Here is a 19,610-nt window from a genome sequence, read left to right on the forward strand (position 1 = left end):
GCGTTGGTTATGGACCTACAATCACGACCGGCCGAACATGGCCTTGGGCGGAATTACGCCAAAACAGAAATTGGCCCTCGCCGCTTAGCCTCTACTTTCAGAGCGCATCAAATATGGGGGGATTACCTCCTGGCGACTGGCGGTCGACGACAATCGAACAGTTCGTGGAGGTGCTCGATAAATACATTCGCTGGTACAACGAAAAGCGCATCAAGAGCTCTCTTGGCTATCTGAGCCCGATCGAGTATCGTGAAAGCTTGGGGTTAACGATGTAAACCAGTCCAAGAAAAGGTCCGCATCCCCGGTGGGTCAATATTGGGTCGGCGCCAACACGCCTGTATCTCATCGGGATCGAAAAACAGGCCGGCGTCAAGGTCCGGGCAAGTACGGCCCATGCGCATCAAGTAGGCGATCCGCCATGCCACTACCAAGTACAGCGCGAGCGCGCGTTCGATACGCTCAATTGCCCCCAGTTGCAGTTGCTCGATCTTACAGCCAGCCTTGAACACGTTGAACAGCATCTCGATTTCCCAGCGGGCGCGGTACCAGTCAATCAGTTCGGCCACGTCGGCTGCCGTGGTGGCCATTCTGTTCGTCAACAAGCGCCATTCGATGGCTTTCGTGCCAGCCGGCGCGCCGTACTCGCGCGCCACAACGCAGGTCGCGGCCACCGTTTTACCCTTGCCCGCCTTCAGTTCGACACGGCGCGCCCACAGGTGTTGGCGCACGATGCGCGCCTTGCTGCCCGGCCTGGCGGCAAGCGTGAACTCGATCTCGCCCAGCGCCGCCCCTTCCGTGGTGTGAGGCCACAGCTTCTCGCTGTTGGGCAGGCAGCGGTTGTGCGTCGCGCGCACCAGCCAGTCGACCGGAGTGCCCAGTTGCTGGGCACACGCCATCAACGGCATCATGTCCGCTTCGCGGTCAGCCACATACACCAGACGCGTCGATGCCAGGCGTGGCGCCAGGTCCGCCAGCCGCTCGTAGCCTTCGATCCAGCGCAAGCTCTCTTTCGGGCCGCCGCGCTTGCCATGTTCGTCCTTTGGTTCGCGCGCCCACATCCAGACGTCCAATATCCCCAGCGGCTCGCGCGTCGTCGTTACCGCGTAGGTCGGGTGCAGGTACATGCCGCGCTGCGCCTCGTAGCTCAGTGGGCCAAGGCCTTTTGCCTGCTGGCCGTTGAAGTCCAATTCCGTCGTGTCCTGCAGGCACAGCACCACCGATTCAGCCGCCATCCGCTGCTCCGTCTGCTGCCAATGGGGTTCCAGGATGGCTTGCCATTCCACGCTGTCGTTATCGAAGAAACGATACGCCGCCATCGTTTCGCTCCATCCGTTGCACGCCTTCGGCACGCTCGCCGTCGGGGCCGCAGCCATACTTTCCATCAGTGTCCTCGCTCGCCGGTTCAGGCGCGCATCGCCCAGATCGAGTTGCCCAAATTCCGCTTGTGTCCAGCTTGTCGATCCGTTTGCCAATTGCGCCACGCAAAAGACGAGAGTAAACGCGATTTCGCGGCAGTTTACAAGCCCGGCGCTAACTCACTGAATGTAAACGGAAAATCCGGCGGTCGCCATCGTGTGGCCGGACTTGTGTATAACGAGGTGCCCTTAGCTATGTCGAAAAAATCGTTTGTGGCTCGTTTTACGAGGTCGCCAATTCGGCGCCAGAGGCCGTCAACCAGTATTTCAGCAGCCTGCTAGAGGATTAGAAACACCGTCCTCAGCCGTAGACACGCCAAAATCAAGTCAGTTCCACTGAGTTATTCGAGATTTTCTCTATAAAAAAGACAAGAATATAAATGGTGCTATTTGCATGAATCCGACGAAAGTAAACAACGCCACTTTCGCCCATCCCATATTATGTCCGTTTTTAAAAATCGCAAATAGCGCAAAAAAAACACCGAGAACGTTAAAAACCGACATTACAATGTATCCAATTACGCAAAGAATACCTAAAGCCTCAATACCCCCTCCTGCTTGTTTATCAGAACTACTACTTGAAAGAACGTAGGCCGCATGCAAAAGAAGAAATAAATATGGTATTGATGCAATACACATCAATCCTTCGCTCATCCGAATTATCGAACCGTATTTCATGCTTATAGCAATGAATCTGCTAATTCCATTATTATCTTAGGTGTCTTCTCGGGAGTGCCATATGCATCAACCTTGTCATTTACATAAAGTTCGAAGGCCCTACCATTCTTCCACCAACTAAGTTTCCATAATGCCTTTCGCATTCCATCTGAGACAGCCAGGGCCAAAATAGCTGGTACGCCATCTACAGTTTGATTGAAAAACTCCTCCTCTGTCGTAACAGTCGCGCCAGCATTTTTGTATCTCCAAATAGTAAACACTGCTTTTTCATCCCCATAATAGTAGACATTGCTGGATCGAAATTCGTCCTCTTGCAACATACCTATCAAGTGAAGTGGACTATATTTGCGATCTTGCGGAATTTCGCTTGACTCGCCCTTCTTGAATCCTGGATGGGATATAAATGCATCAAGCAACTCGATGTAGGAAATTGAACTTTTGACGCGAATATAGCCATCTCGATCCGCAGTAGTCCCTTCCCAAAGGTATTTAGTTTGTTCGTCGCTCAAATCATCTTTCTTGATCACCCGATCCTCGCGTAACATAGGCGTTTCAAGAGGATACTTCGTCGAGTTTATTTTGCGCTCACTGCTATAAGACTGAGCATACCCGTCCAACGCAAAGAAAACAAGAAATATCGTAACGGAAATTTTTTTCATAATTATCGATCAAATATCCCAAATCCAAGATTTGTCAAATTGCAATCTTTGGCTCTTGTTTCACCTAGATCAACCGTACTTTTATTGACTGGATCATAATAAAAATGTCGCCCGACAACAAGAATAGTGTTTAGCGGGGCGGGGGTATTGGGAAAGTTCGTAAGGTACCATCTCTGGAGTATTCCCGACTCGCCGGCCCGAGCACTATACCAAGGAGCTGGGCCTCGATTGGCGTAGCTGGGAGCAAAAAGCGGATCGCTCTGTATTGCCTTTTTCACTTCTTCTACCGACCACTTGCTAGCGTACGAAAACCGCAAATTGTAGAGATTGGGGTCGGCATTACCGTAGGGGCCTGTAGCATAGACATTTGCCTTTGCAAACAAAAAATAGCGAACTTGAAAATAGTCAGTCGTCAATGCTTCATTGACCCAATACATCGCTTGTTCGTCGCCTGATTTGCTGGCAAGGTCGCCAAATTCCGGATTTGCACCCATCTTCACAAAAAATTTAGCAGCGATGTATTTTGTTCCAAACGGAATCTGATCAAACCTACAAGCGCGACTAAATTTTCCCACACCGAAGACAGCCGCCTGAGCCATAGATGATTGCAAGCAATAGAAACAACCGATAATAATAAAATAGTATACTCGTTTCATAGTTTGCCTAAGATAGCGTTTCAATTAATAATTCAATTGGCATAGGAGTTTGGCAGATATGGATTTGGCACACTTGACGGTGGAGTACCTGCTAAAACAAGACTATCTACGCCACTTGGCCCGGTTCCGCTTGGTGCAGGATCAGGGCCGATACCCCAAACACTACCCGAGAAGCTACCAGTGGAATTAGACCAGTTAATTGCAAGATCTCCATTGTCATAAATTTGCAAATATGCCGGGTATGGACAGCAATTGGCGGTGTTTGAATTCCAGAGCGGAGTAGTTCCCGCATATTCTACAAAATTCCCGTCGCCTTGCATTATCGCAACGGTTCCGTGTTTAGCCATGGAATAGCGAATAGATCCATCGTTGCGGTACATAACCAAACTTCCATCTGATTGCATGGCTAAAAAATATATTCCATTTGGCGAGATAATAAATGCATCATTCTGCAAAATCTCATTCGCCCGCAGGACATCTTTCGCACAACAAATGGACGATTTTACAACAAAAAAAGCTAACGCAATTTTAATGCAGAGTATCTTCATTGCATTCACCAAGGTTATTTAAGTAAATTTTGAAATATCTTCGCTGAAACGTCATATTTCACGAAATGCCGTAAACAAATTATTGCCTTGTCTGCTCGAAACGAGCTCTGGTAACAAATCAATTGCTTTATTTGTGAAATGAGCATCGAGTATTATTTAAATGTGATTATTTAACAACTATCATATATTAGCAATAAAGACAGAAAAGAATCTATCAAAATGTCACTATTTTAAAAAAAAACAACAAATGTGGCGTTATACGTTGGCAGTGACACAAAATTGAACCGGTCCAGGATTCGTTGAGCCAGGTTATTTCGCAAAAACCTACTGCCTCCCTTTGTGATGGCGCGAAACTCGATGCCCACCCGGTGCTCGCGGGTATGTGTTCGCTTCGCCGGACAATACTCTCGCTAGCCGTTTCATGACTGGATTGCGCTTTACGATCGAGATGGGCAGGGAGCGGCAACGAATGGCGGGCAAGAGATGGGGCATATTGAAGGCAGTCGACGCAGAATTTCTGGTCCCAGACAATTTTTCGGCATACAGCGTCCTTCCGCTATCGCCTACGATCGCTCTCGTGGAGGGACACGCGGACCTGCAGATCGGTTTCCACTAGGTCGCCGATATCAACGGCCGGGCGGTCCATGGCTCCTGCCGCTACTATTTTGCTCGGGACATCACCCGCTGTCCCATCCTGAAACTTCGCATCCTGGATGGTGTGTTCCAGCGACCGGCGGGCTAGGTCGCTTCTTCTGCCGTGATCAGGCCGAGATCCAAAAGCAGCCGCCCCCAAACGAATACCAGCATAAGCACAAGGTCGGGGCCAGAAATACTATTATTTCGCGTCCTGACCATGATTTCCTGAACGGCGACAGGCTGCTGCCCAGCAAATGCGGGGTCGATTTGAAAGTCGATCATGGTGATCACTTCGGGGCCCGCATCCGCATTCACCACAAAATGCTTGGCGGCCGTAGCGAGCTGAAAGCTCATGTTCATCCACGGGCTGTTCGCCGTAAGAAAATTGCCAAAATCCCTCGTCCCGGCAATTCTGCGGCCGGCGACTCGATGCAGCACGTCAAGCTGGCTTGCCTGGCGTATGGCCTCATAGACCCAGTCCTTCATCTGCCACGCGCTGGTCACGGCGTTCATCACGGCATAGGCGCGCTCCGACAGATCGTCGGGCGGCGCCTGTCGAAGTGTGTGCGCTTCGAACTGCATTTTGCGAAATAGGTCTGCCGGAGTTTGCAAGCAAAAGGTGCGTGCGTTGGTGCCTGCAGGTGGCATAGCGGATATCCTCAAAAGAGACTTGGGCGGCAACCAGGGGCGCTGGGATGACGACCTGTCTAACTCGTGGGGGCGGCTGCTCATGCTGTGCTCCATCCGGCCCCTTGCATACGAGACTGACGCATCCAGATATCTTATCGCCGACTTGATGTCCCGCCAACCGACATATTCCATGAGGCTCTTTACGTCCCAGCCATCAGACGCCGCCCAGTTTGCAAACCCCCGGCGCAGCGAATTGGTTCGCGTCAACTATCTTGGCCGGTCGGCGTCAATTATCTTGGCCGGTGAAGCGAGTTGTTGTTAATCCTTCTTGGTCGTCGATTTTTCACTGGCCGGGGCCTGCCCGGACTTGGCTACGCGCCGTCGGTAACTCTCCACGTTGAGCTCGAAGATGGTCGAGTGATGCACCAGCCGGTCAACCGCCGCCAGCGTCATCGCCACCTCCGGAAACACCTGATCCCAGCCCGAGAACGGTTGGTTGGCGGTGATGGCCAGGCTCTTGCGTTCATAGCGCGCCGCGATCAATTCAAATAGCACCGACGTTTCTGCCTGGTCGCGTCGAACATAGCTCAGGTCGTCGAGGATCAGCAGGTCAAAGCGATCCAGCTTCGCGATCTCGGCTGGCAACCGCATCTCGCGGCGCGCCACCTGAAGCCGCTGCACGAGGTCGCTGGTGCGCGTGAAGTGCACGCGGTAGCCGCGATCAATCAGGCCATTGCCGATAGCGCACACGAGGTGGCTCTTGCCCACGCCTGGCGGCCCGAACAGCAGCAAGTTCGCGCCTTGTTCGATCCAGCCGTCACTCTCGACCAGTGCCGTGACATGGGCTTTCGACACGGTGGGCACGGTCGTGAAGTCGAAGCTCGACAGCAGCTTGCCGGGCAGCAGTTGCGACTCCAGCCGGTGCCGCTCCAAGCGCCGCGTTTCCCGTTCGGCCAGCTCATGCTCCATCACGGCGGCGAGGAACCGTTCGGCGGGCCATCCTTCCTTGTTCGACTGGGCCGCCAGCGCACCCCACAGCCGCTTGATGGTGGGCAGGCGCAGTTCCGTGAGGATCAGCGGCAGGCGCGCCGCCACGTCCGTCACGCGGCCTCCAGCAGTTGATCGTAGGTGGCCAAGTCGGGCAGCATCACGGCCACGTCCTGATAGTGCGCGGGGCGCGGCGCCAGTTCCAGCCGCAACTGCTCCAGGTCCGGCAATTGTCCGCTGGCGAGCAGCAGCGCCAGACGCTGGGCCAGTACCGCCTCGCAGCCGCCGTTGCCGGCCAAGTCCAGCAAGCCCACCATCAGCCGGCACGCGCGAGCTTCCGGCAGTTGCTCCTTGATCTGAGCCCACATCAGGCGGTATTCGGTGCGCGGAAACAGCGCGTCGCGCAGCACAGAGCGCGCCAGCGCGCCGGGTTTGCGTTTGAGCGCCGGCAGCAGGTGACGGTAGTCGACGACCTTGCCGCGCCCGGTTGCCGCGTCGGGTTGGCCGCGCGTCAGTTCCAGCACGCACACATTGCCCAGCCAGCACTCAAGCTTGTCGCTGAAGACGCGCACCTTCAGGCGGTGTCCCACCAACCGCGACGGCGCCGTGTAGAGCACTTTCTTGACCGTCATCGTGCCGTACTTGGTGACGCGGGCGTCGACCTCCTCGTAATCGCTGCTGCGCCGCGCCGGCAAGGCTCTGAGCAGCTTGCGCTCTTCGTTGAATTTGCGCGCCACCCGGGCGTTGAGCCGTCCGAACACCTCTGCGACGAATTGCCGGTAGGCGTCAAGGTCGCTGAAGTCGCGGTGCCCGCGCAGCAACAGCGCTTGCTCCATGGTGCGCTTGAGCGTGCCCTGGCGCGCTTCAATCGAGCCGTTCTCATGGCTCACACCAAGGTTGTTTCGGCTCGGCCGCATTCCGTAGTGGGCGCACAGCGCCGCATAACGCCGCGTCAGCAATTCCTGCTCCGTCTTGTTTTTATACGCCGCCGCCAGGCTGTCGGTGCGGTGCTCTTCCGGCACGCCGCCCATCATCCATGCCGCGTTCTGCAGGCCCGAGGACAGCGCGGCGAAGCTCTCGCCGCCAAGCACCACCTCAACGTAGCGCCAGCCCGAGTAGGCCAGCACGAACTGATACAGCAGGTGCATCAGCGCCACCCCGGCCACCGTCACCTGCAGCACGGCGGCGTGCGTGAAGTCGGACAGGCCGAGCCGGCCCGGCGGGTGCTCCTGCGCGAAGAATACTTCGTGCTCGCCGCCGTGGCTGGCCGGGGGCAACGTAGCGATTGCGCTGCTGGCCAATGCGATCGCCACCGGCGCCGGCTTGATCGCGCTGATCCTGATGTTCGGTACCATCTCAGGCGCGCACTTCAACCCCGTCGTAACACTGTCTGAGGCCGTGCAGGGCAATCTGCCCGGCCGGGAGGTGCTCCCCTACATCGCCATCCAGGTCGTCGGCGCCTTCGCTGGCGTCGCGGCGGCACACGGCATGTTCGGCGAGCCGCTGTTCTTTGCGTCGGAGCACGTCAGGACCGGCGCTGCGCAATGGTGGAGCGAGTGCGTGGCCACGTTCGGCCTGATCGCTGTGATCATCGGTTGCTCGCGCAGCCGGCCGGCCGTCACGCCGTTCGCGGTGGCTGCCTACATCACGGCGGCGTACTGGTTTACCTCATCTACATCGTTTGCCAATCCAGCCGTGACCCTGGCCCGCAGCGCGACCAACACCTTCGCCGGCATTCGTCCTGTCGATGCGCCAGGATTTATTGTCGCGCAGCTGGTGGGCGCGGCCGCAGCGACGGCCGTGTTCTGCTGGCTGTATCCAGCCATTCCCGCCAACGCCACGGTGGCCGGCACCGTACCTCCGGGCGATTTCGCCGTTAAACCGGAACAGTAAAAGGAAATTGCATGTCCATTCCGAATCTTCCCAATATCAAGACCGAGTTGCTGGATATCCCCACGATCGGGAAACTGGATCCCGTGGGTGACTTGAGCCATCCACCACGCATTTTGATGCTCTACGGTTCGTTGCGCGAGCGCTCGTTCAGCCGCTTCCTGACCGAGGAAGCGGCCCGCATCTTGGAGCACCTGGGCGCCGAAGTCAAAATCTTTAACCCCATGGAGCTCCCGATGGCTGGCAGCGCGCCGGAGGACCACCCGAAGGTGGTCGCGCTGCGTGAGCTGTGCCTGTGGTCTGAAGGCCAAGTCTGGTGCAGCCCGGAGCGCCATGGCGCCGTCACCGCCGTCATGAAAAACCAGATCGACTGGATACCGCTGGAGATGGGGGCGATCCGCCCAAGCCAGGGCCGCACACTGGCGGTGATGCAGGTCTGTGGCGGTTCGCAGTCTTTCAACGTGGTCAACACGCTCCGCCTGCTGGGACGCTGGATGCGGATGTTCACGATCCCGAACCAGTCCTCGGTGCCGATGGCCTACAAGGAATTCGATGAGGCCGGCCACATGCGACAGTCCGGCTACTACGACCGCGTGGTCGACGTCATGGAGGAGCTTTTCAAAATGACGCTGCTGCTGCGTGGCCGCACGGCCTATCTCACTGACCGCTATAGTGAGCGCAACGAACAGGCGCGGCAGGCAATCGACCGTCAGATCCAGCGCATCTGATGCCAGGTCCATCGGCGCCACTTCTCAGGGGCGTACCGGGCTAATTTCCAACGTTGGAAACCGTGGGCGGGGTTTAATTGCCTAGCTGTCGCAAGAGGATCTGGCCGCCGTCCACGACCGTCAATCCCAGCCGATGCAGCATCGGATCGACGATCAGGTTGAGCACCGCCGTGGCGATGTCCACGCCAGTGCGCGCCTGCGCCTCGCTGGCGGATGCGCCCGAATGCACAATCCGGTTGCGCAGCCCGCGCTGCGTGTCGCATTCGGCCAGCAGCTTTGCCGCCGATTCGGGGCGCCGCAGCGAACGGATGTCGATACCGACAAACTCTGTGAACAAGCGGGCAAGCAGCTTCGCATAGCGTGTGTATCCTGGTCCCGAGAGCGTGTTTTCCACCACCACGTCGGCCAAGCTTTCGATATGGACCAGGCCGTGGACCACCGGCGTGAGAATAGCGGCCTTGAGCAGCAGTTCGGTACTGGAAACCGCAAAGACCACGGCGGCAGCGAAATGGCCATCGTCCGCCAGGCGCTGTGCCTCCAGCAACGCCTCGACTGCCGGCCGCATGACGCCGGGATTGTCCACATAAAAAGAACAAAGTCGTTCAGCGGTAAACTCGCCGATGGCCTGGCTCTTGTGCTCGGGATAGAGTTCATCCGAGATCCGCTCGTACATGTCGTCCATCGCACCGTCGTTTGGGTCGTAACTCATCCGGATTTCCATTGTCATTTTTTCACCACCGATATTAGTCCAATCCCGTGATTTTGGCTTGACAAAAAACTTGCAAGTGATGCATTATTTTTAACAACTTTCTCACAGGGCCGTTGCCGACTTATTTGCGATGACGAACGCGCTTGAAACCGTCTACCCATGCCTGGAGCTTTCCATTCCAGGGATGCATCGACGACAGCGCTGGCAATTGAGGCACCTCCCACCACTGCATTTGCGGTATCCACGCCGCGCGCTCTTTCCGATGCTGCACAAGGCTTCATATCGGCTGAGCCAAATCCCCCTTGCGCAGCTCAGCTGCTGCTGTTGTGCGACACATCCCGCGAACGCACCTTCATGGAGTGAGATCCTATGGCGAGCATCGAAAGAACCGCATATCCGCAATTTCCGCGTACCCTGACACTGAAGGATCTCCAGACATCATTCTCTCCGCGCCCCGACGAGACGGAGTGGGCGCAAGGAAATTCCCGAAGTCCCGATAGGCGCCTAGCGCTGTTGGTATTGCTCAAGTGCTTCCAGTTCCTGCGGTATTTTCCCGCCCTGGAGGAGATACCACCGGATGTAGTGGAGCACGTGTCCGCCACCTTGGCGATGCCGCCGGCGCAGGCCATCGACTATCCCAGCCCTACGGCGCTATACCGTCATCACAAGGCGATTCGCACGCTGCTTGGTGTGAAATCGTATACCGACGCTCATACCCGGCCCTTGGCCATCGGTATCGCGAAGACCGCCGCCGCCGTGGTCGATACACGCACCGACATCATCAACATTACGATCGACGAGCTGGTGCGGCTAGGTTACGAGCTGCCCGTGTACCGCACGATCGACGAAATCGCAGAGCAGGCATATGCGGCGGCCGAACTGGAACTACATGCGCGCATTGCCAAACGGCTCTCCGAAGATCAGCGAAAATGGCTCGATTCATTGCTGAATGCGGAGCTGCCTGTACGCAGGACCCTGTACAACAAGATCAAGCGGTCCGCCAAGAAAACGTCGCGCAAGCACCTCGACGCCGTACTGGACCAGCTCGACTGGCTCGAATCGCTGCCCGACAGCGACGTACTGCTCGATGGTGTACCGACGACCAAACTCAAGCATATCGCCGACATGGCCTCGGCGCTCGACGCTGGCGACATGAAGGACTTCACGCCCGACAAGCGCCACACATTCATCCTGGCGCTGATTCGCCAGATGCGCGTGAGCGCGCGCGACGATATTGCCGAGATGTTCATCCGCCGCGTGGGCACCATGCACAAAAGCGCACGCGAGGAATTGCAATCGATACAGGCCCGCCAGCGTGAGATGAGCGAAGAGTTGGTGGCGACACTCGAACATGTGCTGGAGATTCTGGCCGAAGGGCTTGACGATGCGGCCACCGGTGTGCGCGTGCGCGAATTGTTAGCACCCAATGGCGACCTGGAAAAACTCAGCGCGGACTGCGAAGCGATTCGGATTTGGAGTGGCGGAAATCATTTGTCGCTACTGTGGAAGCCTTACAGCAGCTGGCGGGCCGGCATGTTCAGGATGGCCAAGGTCTTGCGCTTTCAGGCGGCGACGGCGGACCGCAGCCTGCTCGACGCCCTCGATATCGTGCTGGAAAACGAGCACAAAAAGACCGAGTGGATTGCGGCCGAAGTGTCCTTGAGCTTTGCCTCCGAACGCTGGCGCAAGCTGGTGCGGCGGTCGCACGGCTTGGGTAATCCCACGAACCGCCGCCATCTTGAAGTCTGCGTATTCAGCCATTTGAGCAGCGACCTGCGCTCAGGCGACGTGTGCATCGACGGCTCGGGCTCTTTCGCCGATTACCGCAAGCAGTTGTTACCATGGGACGAGTGCCAGGTGTTGCTGCCCGCATACTGCGATCGCGTCGGCATCACCGACAACGCGAAGGACTTCGTCGACGGCCTCAAGAAAATGCTGACGGATACCGCAGGCGACGTCGACAAGGGCTTCCCCGCCAACATCGGAGATTTCACCATCGGCAGCAACGGCGAGCCCACCGTGCGACGCAGCACCGCGCGCGAAGTGCCTGCCTCGGCTATCGCGCTGCAGGCGGCGATCGAGGCTCGCACCGTCCCGCGCAACCTGCTCGATATCCTGGCCAATATTGAACATTGGACCGCCTTTACGCGCAATTTTGGACCGCTCTCCGGCGACGAACCCAAGCTGCGCAACGCGCGCGAACGCTACTTGCTCACCGTCTTTGCGATGGGTTGCAATCTGGGGCCGACCCAGGCGGCACGGCACCTCTCCAACGGCGTGACACCCCACCAGCTGTCCTACTCGAACCAGCGCCACATGGGCCTCGAACAACTCGACAACGCCTGTCGCGACCTCACCGAGCTATACCTGCGCCTGGAGTTGCCAAAGCTGTGGGGCGAAGGCAAGAAGGTGGCCGCCGACGGCACGCAATACGAATTCTACGAGCAGAATATGCTGGTCGGCATGCATTTCCGGTACCGGAAAAAAGGCGCCGTGGCCTACCGCCATGTGGCGGACAACTACATCGCCAACTTCAGGAGCTTTATACCGCCGGGGGTGTTCGAAGCGTTGTACGTTATCGAAGGCTTGATGAAGGCGGGATTGAGTGTGCAGGCCGATACGGTGTATTCGGACACCCACGGCCAGTCGGAGACCGTCTTTGCCTTCACGCATTTGTTGGGCATCCAGCTGATGCCCCGCATCCGTAATTGGAAGGACTTGAAATTCTACCGGCCGACGAAGTCCGCCTCATATCAGCACATCGATCGGCTGTTCACCGATGTTGTGGACTGGGACCGGATCGCCGATCACTGGCAGGATCTGATGCAGGTCGCGATATCGATCCAGACCGGCCGTATTTCGTCACCCATGCTGCTGCGCAAACTGAGTTACGAAGGCCGGCATAATCGCCTGTTTGCGGCGACGCGCGAACTGGGCCGGGTGCTGCGCACGGTGTACTTGTTGCGCTGGATCTCCAGCAAGGAAATGCGGCAGGAAGTGACCGCGACAACGAATAAAATCGAGTCTTACCACGCCTTCACAAAATGGCTCGATTTTGGCGGCGACGTCATCGCTGAAAACGAATTTAACGAGCAGCAGAAGCGGCTGCGCTATATCGACCTGGTCGCCTCGGCCGTGATCCTGCAGAATACGGTCGACATGATGAGGATCATGCAGGAAATGCACGCCGCCGGCGAGCCCGTTTCAGCGGCCGATGTCGAATACATGAGTCCGTACGGGACCTTCGGCGTCAAACGGTTCGGCAATTACCACCTGGACATGAAGCGTCCACCTGAGCCGTGGCTGAAGGAGTCGCAGTTCAGGCGGGCGGCGAAACAGGCTAAGGCCGCAGCATCCGAGAAAAAGCGAAATGACCAACCAGGAAACACCTCATGACTAACGCGTCCAATACGATCTCAACCGCATACGGGCTCGTCGATAGTGCTGCCCTCGATGAACTGCAGGCCAGTTTTGATACAAGCATGCTGCTGCGCATGGTCGACGAAATCGATGCCGCAGCATCGGCGGCAAGAGGGGAGAACAGTCTGCGGGAGATGGTGCTACGTCTGCACGCGATGTCGCATACGGTGATCAACGGCGCTGGTATGTCCGTGGGTACGGGCGCTGAAACGCTGCCGGAGCTGGCAGACACAATAGTGGACGACATGAGGGATACGGTCACGCGAATGCGTACATGGATTGCCAGGTTGGAGCCACTGCTGAAGTTAGAGCCGCGTCACTGATTGCCAACGGCAAAAAGGCTGAACGTTTCTTTATGTGCGATTCAGCAGAAAATCTACCGCGTTTATTACTTTTACGCTTATGTGCTATTACTGGCCTTATCCCGGCTGACCCTCGTACAGGGCAAGGCCGTGTCAATGTCTGCGCGCAGCGTGGTCGTCGACACCAGCACCGGCAGCGAAGTCATTGCGTTCGACTACGCCGTGGTGGCGACGGGTTCGCGTTATGTCGATCCGTTGATCAAGGCCGAAGTGGCAGGCGAGGGCGCCCGGCGCGCCCAGATCGTGGCGGCGCACCAGCATCTGAAGACGGCGCGCAACGTCGTGGTCGCCGGCGGCGGCCCGGTTGGCGTCGAGATCGCCGCCGAATTGCGGGAATCGTTCCCGCACCTGTCGGTGACGTTAATGCATGGCGCCGGCCAATTGCTGGAAAACGCTCCTACGAAATTTGGCGACTGGGCGCTCGACAAACTGATCGCCATGGGCGCCAACGTGCTGTTGGACGACCCGGTGGTTCAGCCCGCCATCGGCACCCAGCCGGCCGACGGCAAGGCGCGCACGCGGGGCGGCAAGGTGCTGGATGCGGATCTTGTGATCTGGGCCGCCGGCACCCGGCCGAACACCGGCTTCGTCGCGGCATCGTGGCCGCAACTGGTTCAGGACGATGGCTTGCTCATGACGGACGCCTACCTGCGCCTGCAGGGGCATGCCGATATCTTCGTCGCGGGCGACGTGACGAACCTGCCCGAAGGCCGGCTGGCGATCACCGCATCGTTCCATGTACCGGCTATCGTGGCCAATATCAAGGCCATGCTGGCTGCGGCGACGACGGATGCGGCCCGGCTCAAACCCTATGCACCGCGCCTCCCGGGCAAGGGCATGGGCAAGATGATGATCGTCACCCTGGGCCGCCGGGGCGGGCTGACATCGCTGCCGTTTGGCCAGTTTCGCGCGGACTTCCTTGCCCGTAAGATCAAGTCGGAGAACATGTTCGTCAATCAGTATCGCAAGGATGTCGGCCTGCTCTGATCGCCTGACAAGGCATCGCAACAGTATTAAAATGGCAATTCCATAAATTCTCCTTGAATATCCATAACCGTTTAGCTATAGTTTAATCCATAACCTAACGGCTATGGATTGATATGACAACGACGCAAGACGCGCTGTTCCGGGCATTGGGTGATCCCACGCGGCGCGCCATCTTTGAACAGCTTTGTGCCGGCGGTGAACAGACCGTGGGCGCGCTGACCGGCCACGCCCAGGTGTCACAGCCGGCCGTGTCCAAGCATCTCGCGATACTGAAGCAAGCTGGCCTCGTGCTGGACCGCCATGCCGGACGCCAGACCCACTACAGCGCACGTCCCGGTGCGCTGGCTCCATTGCAAGACTGGACGAACCAGATGACCCGCTTCTGGGAAAACCGGTTCGATGACCTTGAGGACCTGTTGAAAAGGATAGACCAATGAACGTCACCGCCCAAGAACTGCGCACCGTTATCGTTGAACGGGACTTTCCCCATCCGCCGGAAAAGCTCTGGCGCGCCTTGACCCAGCCTCATTTGATCGAGGCCTGGCTCATGCAAAGTGATTTCCGGCCCGTAACCGGCCACCACTTCAATTTCCGCGCCGACTGGGGCGCGGTCGACTGCGTGGTGACGGAAGTGGAACCGCAGCGCACGCTGGCCTACACCTGGTCCGCCTATGGCCTGGAAAGCGTCGTCACCTGGACCCTGGAACCGTCGGCAGCGGGCACGCACCTGCGCATGGAACAGTCCGGTTTCCGGCCCGACCAGGAACAGGCTTACCAAGGCGCCAAGTTTGGCTGGCAGAAATTCTTCGGTGCGCTGGAACAGGTGCTGGCTAAGGAGGCCGCATGACGACGGCGCCCATCGCAGGCCAGCCCGCCACGGACTTCATCGACCAGAAAATCGCCAAACTGGACGACTGGCGCGGGGCGACCCTGGCCCGGATGCGCGCCCTGATCCACGAAGCCGTGCCGGACGTGGTGGAGGAGGTGAAGTGGATGGGAACGCCGGTATGGTCGAGCGGCGGCATCATCTGCACGGGCGAAACGTACAAGGCGGTCGTCAAGCTGACCTTCCTGAAAGGCGCTTCGTTGCCCGATCCGCACAAGCTGTTCAATTCCAGCCTGGAAGGCAACGCGCGGCGCGCCATCGATATCCAAGCGGGCGGCACGGTCGATGCCGACGCATTCAAGCAATTGGTGCGGGCGGCAGCGGCCTTGAATGCCGAGGGCGCCACGGCGAAGCGGCGTCCGAAAGCGGCTGGGTGAGCCGTCGTGCTGGCCTGCGCCTTTGCGGCCCAGGCCAAAAGCACCGATAATAGCGGCCACGTCATTTTGCGCACTATTTGGAATCCCCATGGAAATTAAGGTCAACTTTCTCGATAAGCTACGCCTAGAAGCGAAGTTCGATGATTTCACGGTCATCGCCGACCAGCCCATCCGCTACAAAGGCGACGGCTCGGCGCCCGGTCCGTTCGATTACTTCCTGGCATCGTCGGCCCTGTGCGCGGCTTACTTCGTGAAGTTGTATTGCACGACGCGCAATATTCCGACCGAAAACATCCGTCTGTCGCAGAATAATATTGTCGATCCCGAGAACCGCTACAAGCAGATCTTCAAGATCCAGGTTGAGCTGCCCGAGGATATCTCGGCCAAGGACCGCGAAGGCATCTTGCGCTCGATCGACCGCTGCACGGTGAAGAAAGTGGTCCAGACCGGCCCCGAGTTCGTGATCGAGGAAGTGGAGAACCTCGATGCCGACGCCCAGGCCTTGTTGACGCTCAATCCATCGTCCGACACCAGCACCTACATCACCGGCAAGGATTTGCCGCTGGAGCAAACCATCGCCAATATGTCGGGCCTGCTGGCGAACCTGGGGATCAAGATCGAGATCGCGTCTTGGCGCAACATCGTGCCCAACGTGTGGTCGCTGCACACGCGCGACGCGCACTCGCCGATGTGCTTTACCAATGGCAAGGGCGCGACAAAGGAAAGCGCGCTGGCGTCGGCTCTGGGCGAATATATCGAGCGGTTGAGCTGCAATCACTTCTACGCCGGTGAATACTGGGGCGAGGAGATCGCCAATGCGCCATTCGTTCACTATCCCGATGAGCGCTGGTTCAAGCCCGGCCGTAAGGATGCGTTGCCGCCGGAAATCCTTGATGAATATTGCCTGGAGATCTACAACCCCGATGGCGAACTGCAGGGCTCGCACTTGTACGACACCAACTCGGGCAACGTCGAACGCGGCATATGCTCGCTGCCATTCGTGCGCCAGTCGGACGGCGAGGTCGTGTATTTCCCGACCAACCTCGTGGAGAACCTGTTCGTCAGCAATGGCATGAGCGCCGGCAATACCCTGGTGGAAGCCCAGGTGCAATGTTTGTCGGAGATCTTCGAAAGGGCGGTCAAGCGCGAAATTCTGGAAGGTGAACTGGCCCTGCCGGACGTGCCGCAAGAAGTGCTGGCGAAATACCCTGGCATCGTGGCCGGCATCAAGGGGCTGGAAGAGCAGGGCTTCCCGGTGCTGGTCAAGGATGCGTCGCTGGGAGGGACTTACCCGGTGATGTGCGTGACCTTGATGAACCCGCGCACGGGCGGCGTGTTCGCCTCGTTCGGCGCGCACCCCAGCTTTGAAGTGGCGCTCGAACGCAGTCTGACCGAATTGCTGCAAGGCCGTAGCTTCGAAGGCTTGAACGATCTGCCACGGCCCACTTTCGTCAGCAACGCCGTGACCGAACCGAATAACTTCGTGGAACACTTCATCGATTCCAGCGGCATCGTGTCGTGGCGTTTCTTCAGCGCCAAATCGGATTATGACTTCGTCGAGTGGGATTTCTCGGGCCAGGGGGAGAACTCCAATGCCGAGGAAGCCGCCACCTTGTTCGGCATCCTTGCCAGCATGGGCAAGGAGTCCTACATGGCCGTGTACGACCAGTTGGGTGCCACCGCATGCCGGATCCTGGTGCCCGGCTACTCGGAAATCTATCCGGTCGAGGATTTGATCTGGGATAACACCAACAAAGCGTTGCAATTCCGTTCCGACATTTTGAATATACACAAGCTGGACGATGACAGCCTGGAAGCGTTGCTCGACCGGCTAGAAAACAGTGAGCTCGACGAATACAGCGACGTCGCCACCCTGATCGGCATCGAATTTGACGAGAACACGGAATGGGGCCAGTTATCCGTGCTGGAGCTCAAGCTGCTGATCCACCTGGCCTTGCAGGATTTCGAGGCTGCGAAAGAGTTGGTCGAAGCCTTCCTGCAATACAACGACAACACGGTCGAGCGCGGCCTGTTCTACCAGGCCATGCTTGCCGTGCTGGAAGTGCTGCTCGATGACGAGATGGAACTGGACGATTACGTCGTCAACTTCCGTCGCATGTTTGGTGACGCGCGCATGGACGCGGTGCTGGGCTCGGTGGACGGCAGCGTGCGTTTCCACGGCCTGACGCCGACCAGCATGAAGCTGGAAGGGCTGGACCGGCATCAGCGCAAGATCGACAGCTACCGCAAGCTGCATGCGGCGCGGGCGAGGGCGGTCCAACCGGGCTGAGCGCAGGCGCGTAGTCGACTACAGAGATTAGTGTAGTCAAACTAAACTGTCGGTGTTGCGCAAATCAAGCGCAGAATTCACTTTGACCCAGTGAATTAGTTTGTTACCCTGAAATGGCGGAGTAAAACTACAAATCCAATCCGCCTATCTATTGTGTATCACTACAATTTTCAGGAGACTACATGCGCAAGAAACTTGCTCTCTTAGCAGGTGCGGCTATCCTATGCTGCACGGCTAGCCAAGCTGCGACACCACCCGAACAGGCCGGCGGCAGCCGCGCGATCCTGTTGCAAGGATTTCACTGGAATTCGTCCAGCTACACCAGTCCGAACTGGTACAACACGCTGGCCGGCAACGCGGCCGACATCCAGAGCCTGGGGTTCACCCATGTCTGGTTCCCGCCGCCATCGGATTCCTCGGCTAGCCAGGGCTACATGCCGCGGCAGCTCAACAGCTTGAATTCGTCGTATGGCAGTGCAAGCGATCTGCAGTCGGCCGTGTCGGCATTTACCAGCCGCGGCGTGCGCGCCGTGGTCGACGTGGTCGTCAACCATCGGGTCGGCTCGACCGGCTGGTACGATTTCACCAATCCCACCTGGTCGCAATATACAATTGTCAACAATGACGAATGCAACTGCGGCTGGGGCAATCCGGACACGGGCCAGGGTTTCAGCGCCGCGCGTGACCTTGACCACAAGAATGTGGCGGAAGTCCAGAATGGCATCACATCCTGGCTCAACAACGTGCTGAAGCCGGTCGGATTCAGCGGCATTCGCTTCGACTATGTAAAAGGCTTCGGCGCCCAATATGCCGGCCAATATTCGAACGCGTTCGGTTCGGAACTGTGCGTGGGTGAAATGTGGCCCGATTCCTTCGATTTGAACAATCTGAACGCCAACCGTCAGGCGATCATGGACTGGATCAACGGCAGCAACAACAGCTGCGGCGCGTTCGATTTCACCACCAAGGGCATCCTGAACGACGCACTGGCTAATGGCAATTATTGGCGCTTGAAAGACACGTCGGGCAACCCGGCGGGCGCGATCGGCTGGTGGCCAGCCATGTCCGTGACATTTGTCGACAACCACGACACCGGTCCAGCCGAGAGCTGCGGCAGCGGCCAGAACCTGTGGGCCGTGCCATGTGGTTCGGTGATGGAAGGCTATGCGTACATCCTGACGCATCCGGGCATTCCCAGCGTTTTCTATCCGCACATCTACAACTGGAATCTGGAAACGCAGATCCGCGCGCTGATCAGCGCACGCAAGTCGGCCGACGTGACATCGACGTCGCCGGTCGCGATCCAGCAGGCGACCCAGGGCTTGTACGCAGCCATCATTACCGGCAACACCGGCAAGCTGGCCATGAAGATCGGCCCGAACAGCTGGTCGCCAGGCAGCGGCTGGAAGCTTATGACTTCCGGCAATAACTATGCGGTGTGGATGCAGTAAATTTCGCTGGATAGAACGGCAACGCGTGACCAGGCGGTCACGCGTTTTTTCTAACCTCATTTTACGCATAATTTATATTATGTAAAATGTGGTGCTGATACGAAACCGGCGCTATGCCCTTGTTTTTCGTCCGATGAAGCAAATGTGTGACTGTTTACGAAGCAAATGTGTGACTTGTTCGTTTGCTCGCAGAATTGACCCACTCCGATTGACCCACCTTCCACTGCCTGGCAAACGCTGCCACACGGTCGTATGACCCCTCATAGCCCAGCTCCTTAAGTTCCAAGTGGAGCTGCTTCAA

18 protein-coding genes and 2 pseudogenes are annotated in these 19,610 nt (G+C 57.7%); 11 read left to right on the top strand and 9 right to left on the bottom strand.

What is annotated here, in order from left to right; genetic code table 11:
• The first annotated feature begins 113 nt into the window (after nucleotides 1-113).
• On the top strand, nucleotides 114-275 hold the full coding sequence (locus tag H3H37_RS24980) for an IS3 family transposase (protein ID WP_511262181.1): 162 nt from the start codon (nucleotides 114-116) through the stop codon (nucleotides 273-275).
• A gap of 27 nt (nucleotides 276-302) precedes the next feature.
• Here H3H37_RS24980 and H3H37_RS24985 read toward each other — a convergent pair.
• The 8 genes and pseudogenes from H3H37_RS24985 to H3H37_RS25020 form a co-directional block, all read right to left on the bottom strand.
• Nucleotides 303-1,472, bottom strand: a pseudogene (locus tag H3H37_RS24985) (IS4 family transposase); the annotation flags it as partial.
• 300 nt (nucleotides 1,473-1,772) lie between these two features.
• Nucleotides 1,773-2,069 (bottom strand): hypothetical protein, encoded by a 297-nt coding sequence (locus tag H3H37_RS24990; protein WP_182167641.1) that lies wholly within the window; start codon nucleotides 2,067-2,069, stop codon nucleotides 1,773-1,775.
• 26 nt (nucleotides 2,070-2,095) lie between these two features.
• Nucleotides 2,096-2,752: a hypothetical protein gene (locus H3H37_RS24995; RefSeq protein ID WP_182167643.1), complete on the bottom strand. Its 657-nt coding sequence runs from the start codon at nucleotides 2,750-2,752 to the stop codon at nucleotides 2,096-2,098.
• A 2-nt stretch (nucleotides 2,753-2,754) separates the two neighbouring features.
• Nucleotides 2,755-3,408, bottom strand: coding sequence for a hypothetical protein (locus tag H3H37_RS25000; protein WP_182167645.1), 654 nt, complete (start codon nucleotides 3,406-3,408; stop codon nucleotides 2,755-2,757).
• A 32-nt stretch (nucleotides 3,409-3,440) separates the two neighbouring features.
• Nucleotides 3,441-3,956 carry a hypothetical protein gene (locus H3H37_RS25005; protein WP_182167647.1) on the bottom strand — a complete coding sequence of 172 codons (516 nt, stop codon included), beginning with the start codon at nucleotides 3,954-3,956 and terminating at the stop codon, nucleotides 3,441-3,443.
• Between the two features lie 738 nt (nucleotides 3,957-4,694).
• The gene (locus H3H37_RS25010; protein WP_182167648.1) at nucleotides 4,695-5,240 is read right to left on the bottom strand and encodes a hypothetical protein; all 546 of its coding nucleotides are present in this window, start codon (nucleotides 5,238-5,240) and stop codon (nucleotides 4,695-4,697) included.
• A gap of 300 nt (nucleotides 5,241-5,540) precedes the next feature.
• On the bottom strand, nucleotides 5,541-6,326 hold the full coding sequence (gene istB / locus H3H37_RS25015; protein ID WP_182167650.1) for an IS21-like element helper ATPase IstB: 786 nt from the start codon (nucleotides 6,324-6,326) through the stop codon (nucleotides 5,541-5,543).
• Nucleotides 6,323-7,477 (bottom strand): annotated as a pseudogene (locus H3H37_RS25020) (IS21 family transposase); the annotation flags it as partial. The gene istB and the pseudogene H3H37_RS25020, both read right to left, overlap by 4 nt.
• Nucleotides 7,478-7,532: 55 nt before the next feature.
• On the opposite strand from H3H37_RS25020, the gene H3H37_RS25025 reads away from it, so the two are divergent.
• Entirely contained in the window at nucleotides 7,533-8,102 is a 570-nt protein-coding gene (locus H3H37_RS25025) for an aquaporin (protein ID WP_311197592.1), read from the top strand.
• An 11-nt stretch (nucleotides 8,103-8,113) separates the two neighbouring features.
• Entirely contained in the window at nucleotides 8,114-8,827 is a 714-nt protein-coding gene (gene arsH, locus H3H37_RS25030) for an arsenical resistance protein ArsH (protein WP_182167659.1), read from the top strand.
• 73 nt (nucleotides 8,828-8,900) lie between these two features.
• On the opposite strand, the gene H3H37_RS25035 is transcribed toward arsH, so the two are convergent.
• A complete protein-coding gene (locus H3H37_RS25035; protein WP_182167661.1) occupies nucleotides 8,901-9,536 on the bottom strand; it encodes a hypothetical protein in 636 nt (211 codons plus the stop codon).
• 369 nt (nucleotides 9,537-9,905) lie between these two features.
• On the opposite strand from H3H37_RS25035, the gene H3H37_RS25040 reads away from it, so the two are divergent.
• The 8 genes from H3H37_RS25040 to H3H37_RS25075 all read left to right on the top strand — a co-directional run bounded on the left by H3H37_RS25040 (nucleotide 9,906) and on the right by H3H37_RS25075 (nucleotide 19,309).
• On the top strand, nucleotides 9,906-12,932 hold the full coding sequence (locus H3H37_RS25040) for a Tn3 family transposase (protein ID WP_182167663.1): 3,027 nt from the start codon (nucleotides 9,906-9,908) through the stop codon (nucleotides 12,930-12,932).
• Nucleotides 12,929-13,279: a Tn3 family transposase post-transcriptional regulator TnpC gene (gene tnpC, locus H3H37_RS25045; RefSeq protein ID WP_182167665.1), complete on the top strand. Its 351-nt coding sequence runs from the start codon at nucleotides 12,929-12,931 to the stop codon at nucleotides 13,277-13,279. Before H3H37_RS25040 ends, tnpC begins: the two co-directional genes overlap by 4 nt.
• Before the next feature lie 129 nt (nucleotides 13,280-13,408).
• Nucleotides 13,409-14,305, top strand: coding sequence for an FAD-dependent oxidoreductase (locus tag H3H37_RS25050; protein ID WP_375540031.1), 897 nt, complete (start codon nucleotides 13,409-13,411; stop codon nucleotides 14,303-14,305).
• Nucleotides 14,306-14,418: 113 nt separating this feature from the next.
• Nucleotides 14,419-14,742 carry an ArsR/SmtB family transcription factor gene (locus H3H37_RS25055; RefSeq protein ID WP_182167670.1) on the top strand — a complete coding sequence of 108 codons (324 nt, stop codon included), beginning with the start codon at nucleotides 14,419-14,421 and terminating at the stop codon, nucleotides 14,740-14,742.
• Nucleotides 14,739-15,152, top strand: a complete 414-nt coding sequence (locus H3H37_RS25060) for an SRPBCC family protein (protein ID WP_182167671.1) — start codon at nucleotides 14,739-14,741, stop codon at nucleotides 15,150-15,152. The genes H3H37_RS25055 and H3H37_RS25060 overlap by 4 nt, the downstream gene beginning before the upstream one ends.
• The gene (locus tag H3H37_RS25065; RefSeq protein ID WP_182167673.1) at nucleotides 15,149-15,568 is read left to right on the top strand and encodes a DUF1801 domain-containing protein; all 420 of its coding nucleotides are present in this window, start codon (nucleotides 15,149-15,151) and stop codon (nucleotides 15,566-15,568) included. The genes H3H37_RS25060 and H3H37_RS25065 overlap by 4 nt, the downstream gene beginning before the upstream one ends.
• Nucleotides 15,569-15,656: 88 nt before the next feature.
• Entirely contained in the window at nucleotides 15,657-17,858 is a 2,202-nt protein-coding gene (locus H3H37_RS25070; protein ID WP_182167675.1) for an OsmC domain/YcaO domain-containing protein, read from the top strand.
• 182 nt (nucleotides 17,859-18,040) lie between these two features.
• Nucleotides 18,041-19,309 (top strand): glucan 1,4-alpha-maltotetraohydrolase domain-containing protein, encoded by a 1,269-nt coding sequence (locus H3H37_RS25075; RefSeq protein WP_182167677.1) that lies wholly within the window; start codon nucleotides 18,041-18,043, stop codon nucleotides 19,307-19,309.
• Nucleotides 19,310-19,610 lie beyond the last annotated feature (301 nt).

The sequence above is a fragment of the Rugamonas brunnea genome (assembly GCF_014042345.1).
GTDB lineage: Bacteria > Pseudomonadota > Gammaproteobacteria > Burkholderiales > Burkholderiaceae_D > Rugamonas > Rugamonas brunnea.

Excerpts from the sequence above, each read along its gene's own strand:
- H3H37_RS25070 (WP_182167675.1), top strand. The coding sequence starts at position 15,657 with ATGGAAATTAAGGTCAACTTTCTCGATAAGCTACGCCTAGAAGCGAAG.
- H3H37_RS24980 (WP_511262181.1), top strand. The coding sequence starts at position 114 with ATGGGGGGATTACCTCCTGGCGACTGGCGGTCGACGACAATCGAACAG.
- H3H37_RS25000 (WP_182167645.1), bottom strand. The coding sequence starts at position 3,408 with ATGAAACGAGTATACTATTTTATTATTATCGGTTGTTTCTATTGCTTG.
- H3H37_RS25055 (WP_182167670.1), top strand. The coding sequence starts at position 14,419 with ATGACAACGACGCAAGACGCGCTGTTCCGGGCATTGGGTGATCCCACG.
- H3H37_RS25010 (WP_182167648.1), bottom strand. The coding sequence starts at position 5,240 with ATGCCACCTGCAGGCACCAACGCACGCACCTTTTGCTTGCAAACTCCG.
- H3H37_RS25005 (WP_182167647.1), bottom strand. The coding sequence starts at position 3,956 with ATGAAGATACTCTGCATTAAAATTGCGTTAGCTTTTTTTGTTGTAAAA.
- tnpC (WP_182167665.1), top strand. The coding sequence starts at position 12,929 with ATGACTAACGCGTCCAATACGATCTCAACCGCATACGGGCTCGTCGAT.
- arsH (WP_182167659.1), top strand. The coding sequence starts at position 8,114 with ATGTCCATTCCGAATCTTCCCAATATCAAGACCGAGTTGCTGGATATC.
- H3H37_RS25035 (WP_182167661.1), bottom strand. The coding sequence starts at position 9,536 with ATGAGTTACGACCCAAACGACGGTGCGATGGACGACATGTACGAGCGG.
- H3H37_RS25060 (WP_182167671.1), top strand. The coding sequence starts at position 14,739 with ATGAACGTCACCGCCCAAGAACTGCGCACCGTTATCGTTGAACGGGAC.
- H3H37_RS25075 (WP_182167677.1), top strand. The coding sequence starts at position 18,041 with ATGCGCAAGAAACTTGCTCTCTTAGCAGGTGCGGCTATCCTATGCTGC.
- H3H37_RS25040 (WP_182167663.1), top strand. The coding sequence starts at position 9,906 with ATGGCGAGCATCGAAAGAACCGCATATCCGCAATTTCCGCGTACCCTG.
- H3H37_RS25065 (WP_182167673.1), top strand. The coding sequence starts at position 15,149 with ATGACGACGGCGCCCATCGCAGGCCAGCCCGCCACGGACTTCATCGAC.
- H3H37_RS24990 (WP_182167641.1), bottom strand. The coding sequence starts at position 2,069 with ATGAGCGAAGGATTGATGTGTATTGCATCAATACCATATTTATTTCTT.
- H3H37_RS24995 (WP_182167643.1), bottom strand. The coding sequence starts at position 2,752 with ATGAAAAAAATTTCCGTTACGATATTTCTTGTTTTCTTTGCGTTGGAC.